The organism is Streptomyces sp. NPDC057654 (assembly GCF_042800135.1).
Taxonomy (GTDB): domain Bacteria; phylum Actinomycetota; class Actinomycetes; order Streptomycetales; family Streptomycetaceae; genus Streptomyces.
Window position 1 is genome coordinate 1 of the sequence record NZ_JBHVHQ010000298.1, and the last position, 9,135, is coordinate 9,135.

At 70.7% G+C, this 9,135-nt stretch carries 11 protein-coding genes; 8 read left to right on the plus strand and 3 right to left on the minus strand.

The features are described 5' to 3' along the window. Positions 1-59 precede the first annotated feature (59 nt). Positions 60-572: a hypothetical protein gene (locus tag ACFU99_RS21795; RefSeq protein WP_384394436.1), complete on the minus strand. Its 513-nt coding sequence runs from the start codon at positions 570-572 to the stop codon at positions 60-62. A gap of 113 nt (positions 573-685) precedes the next feature. Beyond that, positions 686-1,297, minus strand: coding sequence for a TetR/AcrR family transcriptional regulator (locus tag ACFU99_RS21800; RefSeq protein ID WP_384394438.1), 612 nt, complete (start codon positions 1,295-1,297; stop codon positions 686-688). Between the two features lie 85 nt (positions 1,298-1,382). Here ACFU99_RS21800 and ACFU99_RS21805 point away from each other — a divergent pair, with 85 nt between their 5' ends. Then, positions 1,383-2,681 carry an MFS transporter gene (locus tag ACFU99_RS21805; RefSeq protein ID WP_384394440.1) on the plus strand — a complete coding sequence of 433 codons (1,299 nt, stop codon included), beginning with the start codon at positions 1,383-1,385 and terminating at the stop codon, positions 2,679-2,681. Beyond that, entirely contained in the window at positions 2,678-3,679 is a 1,002-nt protein-coding gene (locus tag ACFU99_RS21810; protein ID WP_384394442.1) for a pyridoxamine 5'-phosphate oxidase family protein, read from the plus strand. Before ACFU99_RS21805 ends, ACFU99_RS21810 begins: the two co-directional genes overlap by 4 nt. On the opposite strand, the gene ACFU99_RS21815 is transcribed toward ACFU99_RS21810, so the two are convergent. Beyond that, a complete protein-coding gene (locus tag ACFU99_RS21815; RefSeq protein ID WP_384394444.1) occupies positions 3,621-4,730 on the minus strand; it encodes a LysR family transcriptional regulator in 1,110 nt (369 codons plus the stop codon). The genes ACFU99_RS21810 and ACFU99_RS21815 overlap by 59 nt on opposite strands. 322 nt (positions 4,731-5,052) lie before the next feature. On the opposite strand from ACFU99_RS21815, the gene ACFU99_RS21820 reads away from it, so the two are divergent. The 6 genes from ACFU99_RS21820 to ACFU99_RS21845 form a co-directional block, all read left to right on the plus strand. Next, a complete protein-coding gene (locus ACFU99_RS21820) occupies positions 5,053-5,961 on the plus strand; it encodes a diiron oxygenase (RefSeq protein WP_384394446.1) in 909 nt (302 codons plus the stop codon). Between the two features lie 195 nt (positions 5,962-6,156). Continuing rightward, entirely contained in the window at positions 6,157-7,020 is an 864-nt protein-coding gene (locus ACFU99_RS21825) for a hypothetical protein (RefSeq protein WP_384394448.1), read from the plus strand. Continuing rightward, on the plus strand, positions 7,002-7,466 hold the full coding sequence (gene acpS, locus ACFU99_RS21830) for a holo-ACP synthase (protein ID WP_384394450.1): 465 nt from the start codon (positions 7,002-7,004) through the stop codon (positions 7,464-7,466). The genes ACFU99_RS21825 and acpS overlap by 19 nt, the downstream gene beginning before the upstream one ends. An 85-nt stretch (positions 7,467-7,551) precedes the next feature. Further along, positions 7,552-7,794, plus strand: a complete 243-nt coding sequence (locus ACFU99_RS21835) for an acyl carrier protein (RefSeq protein WP_384394452.1) — start codon at positions 7,552-7,554, stop codon at positions 7,792-7,794. A gap of 16 nt (positions 7,795-7,810) precedes the next feature. Further along, a complete protein-coding gene (locus tag ACFU99_RS21840; protein WP_384394454.1) occupies positions 7,811-8,260 on the plus strand; it encodes a MaoC family dehydratase in 450 nt (149 codons plus the stop codon). Positions 8,261-8,338: 78 nt separating this feature from the next. Continuing rightward, on the plus strand, positions 8,339-9,135 hold a 797-nt coding region (locus ACFU99_RS21845; protein WP_384394456.1), incomplete at its 3' end, for an SAM-dependent methyltransferase.

The following is a 9,135-nucleotide window of genomic DNA, read 5'->3' on the forward strand; positions in this document are numbered from 1 at the left end:
CCCTCAGCCCCTGTTTCGTACGAGCCGCTGTCTACGAGCTGCCGTCTACGAGCCGCCGTCTACGGGTGGTAGTGCTCGGCGATCGTGGTCGCCACGCCGTTCTTGACGATGGCGCGGACCTCGACGGCGTTCGTCTTCGCGGCCTTCGTCAGCTGCTTGAGGGTGCACGGCTTGGTGCCGTACCCCTTGCTGTCGATGGTGACAGTGCCGTCCGCGCCACCGCAGATCGCGGCCGCACCGAGCACCTTGGTGTGCGGGCCGACGTAGAACGCCTGCTCCATACCGCCGGACTTGGGGGCCACGGTCACCTTGCCGGGCGCGAGGTACTTCAGGGTGCCGCGCCACGTGCCGCTGACGCCCTTGGCGCCGGTGTCGGCGGTGGAGACGTGGTGGGTTTCGGCCGCCGCGGTGCTGCTGCTGCCCTGCGCGGGCGCGGCGTCGCTGACGGTCGCCGTCAGCCCGATGGCCGCGGCGGCGAGGACGGAGGCGACGACGGCACGGCGGACCTGGTGGCGTCCGTAGGAGCTGGTGAAGGACATGAGGGGTTCCCCCTTGAGCTGGCTCGGGGTCATGATCGGTCGATCTCCCACCAGCCTGACGCGCGCCATTGGTGATCCACTAACGGACGGCTAACGGGCGGGGGTTGGCCCCATGCGCGCGGAACCCCCTCAGCAGCGGAACGCACTCAGCAGCCGACCCCCTCAGCGGCCCCGCCCGCAGCCGCGTCCAGCAGCAGTTCCGCCGTGGCCCGTGCGTCCTCGCCCGCGCTCGGTTCGCCGTCGATGGCGGTGATGGTGGTGGCGCCCTCGATGAGGATCAGGAGCCGGCGGGCGAGAGGGGCCGGGCGGTCGATGCCCGCCTCGGTGAGCAGGCGTTCCAACAGCTCGCGGTAGCGGGCGAGGTGGAGTCGGGGGAGCTGTCGTACGGGGCCGTCCTGGTGGCGGGTCTCCACGGCGGTGTTGACCACGGCGCAGCCCCGGTAGCCGTCCCTCGCGTACCAGACGGTGAGCAGGTCGAACAGGGCCAGCACCCGCTCCCGCCCGGCGGGCGTCGCGGTGAGCCGGTCCGCGAGCCAGAAGTGGATGCGGTCGCTGCGGTCCTGGAGCGCGGCTTCGACGAGGCCGTCCTTGGAGCCGAAGTTGCGGTAGATCGTCAGCTTCGACGCGCCCGCGTGCTGGGCGATCTCGTCGACGCCGACGTCGTGCACGCCGCGCTCGTAGAACAGCTGGACGGCGCTGGCCAGCACTCGGGCGCGCGTGGCGCGCGGGTCGATCGTGGTTCCTGCCTTCACTGGCATACGGACATTCTACGCAAGGACCGGACGAGAAGGTAACGTACCGTCTCACTTCCCAGAGATGGTCCCGTGCGGTATCTTCTCCCGTATGACGCCTGTGACACCTGCGACGCCTCGCCCAACGGTCCCCGTCCGGAGGCTGTGGGCAGCGGTGCTCTGCGGGTACATGGCACTGGGCGCCACCCTCCAGTCGCTGCCGTCCTACGTCGTCGGCCACTTCCACGGCGGCCCGCTGATCGCCGGCACGGTCGTGGGCATCGCCTTCCTGGCCACCGCCTGCGCGCGCCCCTTCGCCGGCCGGCTCGCCGATGCCGGATTCGCGCGCCCGGTCGTGGCGACCGGCGGCGTGCTCGGCGCGATCGGCGGCGCGGGCCACCTGATCGCCCCCAACCCCGGCACCCTGATCGTCGCCCGGCTGGTCATGGGCGTCGGCGAGGCGGCGCTGTTCTCGGGCGCCATTCCCTGGGTGCTCGCCGACACGCCGCCGCAGCGCCGCGGCCGGGTGGCGGGCTGGTTCGGCCTGTCGATGTGGGGCGGGCTCGCGCTCGGCCCCGTGGTCGCCGTCGGCCTCAACCACCTGAGCGGATACCGCGGCGTGTGGTGGGGCGTGATCGTGCTCGGCATCGTCTCCGCCGTCCTCGTGCTCACCACCGGCGGCGACAACCGCAACGACGACGGGCTCTCCCCGCTCCCGAAGGGCTTCCGCGAGATCGTGCCCGTCGGCGCCTCGCTGCCGGGCCTCGCCTTCGGTCTCTCCAGCTACGGGTACGGAACCGTCAACGCCCTGCTCGTCCTGCATCTGCACCACGACGGCATCGGCGGTGAGAGCGCCGCTCTCGCCGTGTTCGCCGCGGGCTTCCTGCTCGCCCGTGCCCTCGGCTCCCCGCTGGTCGACCGCAAGGGCGGCGTGCGGGTCGCGCTCGGCTCCCTCGTCGTGGAGGCCGTCGGCCTGCTGCTCATCGCGGGTACGGGCAACGAGGTGCTCGCACTGGCCGGCACCGTCCTCGCCGGTGCGGGCGTCGCCCTCATGTACCCGGCCACGGTCGCCATGACCCTGCACCGCACGGGCGCCCTGCGGCCGGGCACCTCCGTCGGCGTCATGACCTCCTACTGGGACCTCGGCATCATGGCCGCCGGCCCCCTAGGCGGGCTGATCGCCGGTCACGCCGGTTACACGACGTCCTTCGCGGTGGCCGCCGTCACGACCGTACTGAGCCTGCTGGTGGTCGCGACCGCCCTGCGCACCCCCGCCCCTGCCCCTGCCCCCGCCCCCGCGCCGAAGGCGAACGGCTCCCGGCCGGCGGCGGACGAGCGGTCCGTGCCGAAGGATCACGGCTCCACTGACAGCGAGGCCGCCGCGCCCACGTCCGGCCGGGGGCCGGCATGAGTCCCGCGGCCCAGGGCCGCAGCCGTACGGCCCCCCGCGCCGCCGCCTCCCCTTCCCTTGACGGCATCTACCACGAGGGCGAACGGGCCGTTCAGCGCGCCGCCGGGGTCGAGGCGGAGGCCGACCGGGTCTCCGTCATCCACGGCACGCGCGTCGAGCTGACGGCCCAGGCGTTCCTGTCGTCCGTGTCCTGCGTCGCGCTGGGCGCGGCCGACGCCGACGGCCGGATGTGGGCGTCGGTGCTGCTCGGCGAGCCCGGGTTCGTACGGGCCTCGCCGGGCTCGGTACGCATCGTGGGCCGGGCGGAGGAGACGGACGCACCCGACCCGGCGGCAGCCCGCAGCGCATCGGAAGCGTCCACCCTCCCCACCGGCGACCTCAGCCCCCATGACCCCATCGGCCCCCGCGAGCCCGGCGACCCCGTCGGCCTCATCGCCATGGACTTCACCCGACGCCGCCGCCTGCGCGTCAACGGCCGCGTCCGCTCCTGGGGCCCCCGGCTGATCGAGCTGGCCGTGGACGAGGCGTACGGGAACTGCCCCCGCTTCATCCACCGCCGCCCGCTCGACCCCGGCCTCCTCGCGCACGGCCGGGTCAGCTCGTCCCACTCCGAACTGGGCTACTGGGCCACCGAGTTGATCAGTCGCTCCGACACCCTGTTCATCGCGACGAAGCACCCGCAGGCGGGGGCCGACGTCTCGCACCGGGGCGGCCCGGCCGGCTTCCTGCGGGTCGCCGGGCCGAACCGCGTGCAGCTCCCGGACTACGCGGGCAACGCCATGTTCAACACGCTCGGGAACCTGTGGAGCGACCCCCGCGTCGGCCTCGTCCTCCGCGACTTCACCACCGGAGATACGGTCCAGCTCACCGGCCGCGCGGCCATCGAGCACGAACCGCCGCGCACCGTCTGGGGGTTGGAGGTGGAGCGGGTCGTCGACATCACCGTCGATCGGGTGGTACGGACCCGGAGCGCACGGGCTTCCAGCGCACCGTGGTGAACGTGGAGCCGGCGGGCGGCCCGGCCTCGCGCGCCGCGCCCGTACGCAGGGCGGCGTCCGGCCGTACGGCGGCGGCGTCCGGCCGTACGGCGGAGTCCGGCGCGCCGCCGGCGTCGGACGCGGACGCGGACGCGTCCAGCGTCGTCGGATGCAGCGGGTCGCAGACCTGCCCGCCGTTCGTCCGGGAGCGGGCCAGGGCCACGAACCGCGGGGTGAGGGGGTGCGGGCGCACCGCGTCCCAGCAGAGCAGGACCGGCAGCGGCGGCGCGTCCGTGACATGCCGGTACACCACCCAGGGGTGCGGGTGCAGACACGGCGTCAGCGCGCTGGACAGCCCTATGCCGCGTCCGGCGGCGATGGCCTCCAGCCACTCCTCCAGGTTGTGCACCCCGATCACCGGCCGGTCCGTGCTCCCGCCGTCCTTCCAGATGGTGCGCATCGTGGTGCCCGAGATGAGGTTGAGTACGAGCGGGTCGTGCCGGATGTCGTCCAGCGTCACCTCGCCCAGCACCGCCGCCGGGTGCCCCTTGGGCAGGGCGGCGACGCGCGACTCCTCGTACAGCCGCACATGTTTGATGCCCGGATCCGCCAATGTGCCCCGCAGGATGGCGGCGTGACTGCGGCCGTCCTCCAGGCCCGCGTACGGTACGTCGTCGATGCGCCGCAACTCCACCCGCGCGCCCGGGTTCTGTTCCTCGAACTCCTTGATCAGCGGCGCGGTGTCGCGCCCCAGCGCGTTCCAGGAGAAGCCGACGCGCAGCGTCGATTGGCGGGAGGCGGTGGCCTTGACGGCGTCGTCGGCGGCGGCCACGGCGCGCGCCGCGTAGGGCAGGAACCGCTCGCCCGCAGCCGATAGCGAAACGCCATTATGTCCGCGTTCGATCAGTTTTTGACCGACGATGTGTTCCATTTGTGCAATGGTCCGGCTGAGCGCCGACTGAGAGGCCCAGAGCGCCTCGGCGGCCCCCCGGAAACTGCGGTGCTCGACGAGCGTGAGAAAAGATCGTAAGTGCCTGAGTTCAAGATCAGAACTTCCGCTGAGCTTCGCCATCCTTCGTCTCCCCCGTCTTTCACCTGGGCTGATGCGTCTTGCGCATCACCCTTGCGATCTTGTCACTTCCCGGGTCCGACTCGTTGTGCCTAGTGTGTGGCGCATGGCCGGGACGCCTTTAGAACGGGTTCCCCAGACCACGCCAGCAAGGTACTCCCCAAGGGTAAGTGTCGCCACCACACATGTATGTCCGCGCCGCGAAGATCGCGTAAAGGGTAATCCGGCTGCCCGCACGCATGCCCGTGTCCGGCCGTCGGCATGCGTTTCTGTTCCGGTCTGTTCCGGCGATATCCGCCGAGTGGCACAGCAAAGGAGAGAGTGTATGGCCGCCGTCGACACCCTGGCCACGGAGAGGTTCGGGAAAATCCTGGCCAGGCTCCAGGAAAAGGCCATCCAGGATTATTACAACCCCTACAAGACATTCGCCTGGCCGGATACGCTGCCCACCGATGCGCCCTGGATGACGCGCGAGCTGACCAGTACGCACGGCACGGCGGCGCGGGAGGAGCTCACCGAGGCACAGTTGACGGAGTTGAGCCGCTGGGAGAGCGTCAACTTCTACAGCCTGAACGTGCACGGCATTCGCGAGCTGCTCACCGAGGTGGTCAACCGCATCCATATGCCGGGCTTCGAGGTGCCCTCGGACTTCTTCCACCACTTCATCGGCGAAGAGAACGAACACATGTGGTTCTTCGCCGAATTCTGCCTGCGCTACGGCGGAAAGCTCTACCCGACCGCGGTGCCGTTCAAGGCGGCAAGCTCCGGCGGCACGGGCGTGGACGTGGACGTGGAACACTTCCTGGTGTTCTCGCGCATTCTCCTCTTCGAGGAGATCGTCGACCATTACAACCTGACCATGGCGGACGACGAACACCTCCACGACACGATCCGCCAGGTCAACCGGATACACCACCGCGACGAATCCCGGCACATCGCATTCGGCCGCGAACTCGTCTCGCTCCTCTACGAACCGCTGCGCGAACGCCTGGACGCGGAACAGCGCCGTGAGGTCGCCGACTACCTGAAGCGCTACATCACCTACAGCCTGCAATCCTTCTACAACCCCCAGGTGTACAAGGACGCGGGCATCGGCGACCCGCTGGGATTCCGCAGGCGGGTCCTGGAGGACCCCGCGCGCCGGGCCCACGAGCGAAAGGCCGTCCGCAAGCCGATGGGCTTCTTCGCGAAGGCCGGGATATTCGAGGACGAGGAACTTCCGCTCGTCGCCTGACGGGGCCCACAACCCGACGCGATAAACAGAGTTCCGCTTCCCGCACGCCGGAAGACGGCAAGACCGCAAGCCCGGAAGGCCGCAAGCCCGCAAGACCGGAAGGCCGCAAGCCCGCAAGACCGGAAGACGGCAAGACCGCAAGACCGCCGCAAGAGTCCGTGCACCGTACGTCCGCGACAAGGAAAGAGGTGACTCATGTCCTCGACCGCCCCGGCACATCGGCCGGCCCCCGGCCTCGCCGCCCTCGGCCCCGAGGCCACCCAGCTCCTGAACCTCCTGGACGAGACGTTCCGGGGGTGGGGCGAGCGGCGCGGCGCGCTGCCGCTGACGATGCCGCCGCTGCTGCCCGTCGCCGACCTGGCCGCCCTCGACTTTTACGAGAACTTTCCGCAACTGGCCGTCGTCGCCTCCACCTTGGATGTCAACGGTCCCGACGACCCCGCCGGACGCGCCGCCGAGGCCCGTACCGGCTCCTTCGCCCCCGACAGCCTCGGGCCCGCCGCCCTCGCCCTGCCGTCCGCGGCCTGCTACGGCGTCTTCCTGCACCACGCCGGGCAGGCGGTCGACGGCACGCGGACGGTGACGGTCCTGGGCCGCTGCTACCGCAACGAGGACCGGTACGAGGGGCTGCGCCGCCTGCTGGGCTTCCACATGCGGGAGATCGTGGCCCTCGGCACGTACGAGCACACCCAGCACCACCTGGCCGTCTACGGGCAGCAGGTGCGGGACTTCGCCGAGGCCGCCGGGCTCCCGGTGGAGAAGGAGGTCGCCTCCGACCCCTTCTACGACAAGGGCGGCTCCCGCGCCGTACTCCAGCAACTCGCGCCCGTGAAACACGAGTTCGTGTACGCGGAGACCGCCATCGCCTCGGTCAACGTGCACCGCAATTTCTTCGGCGAGCGGTGCGGCATCCGGATCGAGGAGACGGACGAGCCGGTGTTCACCAGCTGTGTCGCCTTCGGCCTGGAGCGCTGGATCTTCGCCCTGGAGCACCGCTACGACGGAGACTGGGACAAGGCGTTCTCCGCCGTCGAGGACGCGTGCGCGGCCGTCACGTGACGACCGTCGCCGCAGAGGAGGCGCTCACCTCCCCACCGCCGGCCGCCGGAGTGCTCTCCGGGTTCGCCCTGCGCACCGGCGCGGACATCCTCCCCGTCAGCCGCGTCGAGGGCATGGTGCGCGGCTCCGGGGAGCGCTTCCTCGCGACCCTCCTCACCCCCGGCGAACTCGCCGACTGCACCACCGACAACGGCACGTTCCTGCCCGCCGTCGCCGGCCGGCTCGCCGCCAAGGAAGCCGTCTTCAAGACGTTCCACACGCCGCTGAGCAGCCTCCCCTGGCTCTCCATCGAGATCCGCAAGGCCCCCGGAGGCTGGCCCGAGGCCGTGCTGCACGGCGCGGCGCGACGGCTCGCCGACGCGGCCGGCCTCGCGGACCTGAGCCTGAGCATCAGCCACGACGGCGGATTCGCCTTCGCCGTCGCGGTGGCGACCGTACGCCGATGAAGCTCACGAACCGAAGCGCACCGAAGCGAACAGCCCTGATACCGCACCCAGCCAAAGCAGCCGATTCACGAAAGGACACCCCGACATGGCCCGCCCCATTGACCAGGTCAAGGCATGGATCCTCAAGCGCCACCCGGAGCGCGGCGACATCGCCTCCGATCTCGACCTCATCGACAACCGGCTGATCGACTCCCTCGCCTTCGCCGAGTTCCTCTTCCTCCTGGAGGAGGTCGGCGGGCAGCCCATCGACCGCGACAGCCTCAACGTCGACGACTTCCGCACGCTGGACCGCATCGAGGCGAAGTACCTGGGCGCCACGGTCGGCTGAGCGGAGGCGAGAAGAGATGCTGCGCTACGTCGAGGACTACGAAGAAGGCCGGACCTACGAGCTCGGCACGTACAAGGTCACCGAGCAGGAGATCATCGAGTTCGGCCGGAAGTTCGACCCCCAGCCGTACCACGTGGACGCCGAACTGGGGGAGGAGTCCCTCTTCCACGGTCTCGTCGCCAGCGGCTGGCACACCTGCGCCATGTTCATGCGGCTCTACGTGGACGCGCTGCTGCCCGGCGCGGCGGTCGAGGGCTCGCCGGGCGTGGACGAACTGCGCTGGCTGCGGCCGACCCGCCCCGGCGACGTGCTGACCGGGCGGCTCACCGTCACCGGCATCACCCCGTCGATGACCCGCCCGGACTGCGCGACCCTGCACAAGCGGGGCGAACTCACCGACGCCGAGGGCCTCCCGGTCATGCGGCTCACGCTCTACAGCATGTTCCGGCGCAGGCCGCGCGAGTGAGCGCGCCGCCCCGCCCGCTCCCTTCGCCCAGCCCACGCCCGTGACACCGGAGTACGGAAGTACGGAGGAAGACGAGAGATGGAAGCTGTTTCGCACACCTCGCAGTGGACCGCGGCCGCCCGCGCCCTGGAGACCGAACGGGACGACGCGCTCTTCCGCGACGACCTGGCCCGCCCGCTCGCCTCGGAGACGGGGTTCGACCTGCTGAAGAAGTACGGCGGCGGTGGGCTCGCGGACTTCGTGTCCATCCGCACCAAGTACCTGGACGACGCCATCGCCGCCCATGTGCGCGACGGCGGCATCCGCCAGGTCGTCCTCATCGCCGCCGGCATGGACGCGCGGGCCTTCCGGCTCACCTGGCCCACCGACGCGGTCGTCTACGAGGTGGACCACGCGGCGCTCTTCGAGGTCAAGGAGCGGCGGCTGGCCGAGGTGGACGCCAAGCCGTCCGTGGACCGGCGGGTGGTCGGCGCCGACCTCACCAAGCCGTGGCTGTCGTCCCTGTACGAGGCCGGGTTCGACCCCGAGAAGCCGACGCTGTGGGTGGCCGAGGCGCTGCTGTTCTTCCTCACCGACGACCAGGTGCGCTCCCTGCTCGACCTGCTAGCGGAGGGCTCCGCGCCGGGCAGCCACGTGGCGCTGGACGTGTTGAGCGAATCGCTGCTGAAGAACATCGGCACCCAGATCTTCCTGAGCGCCCTGAAGGCGGACGGCATCCCGTGGCTGTTCGGCACCGATGACCCCGAGGGCTATTTCGCGCTGTCCGGCTGGCAGGTGAACCGGCTGAACGAGCCCGGCGAGGAGGGCATCGGCAAGGGCCGCTGGCCGTACGAGGTGTTCCCGCGGGATGTCCCCGACATCCCGCGCAACTGGCT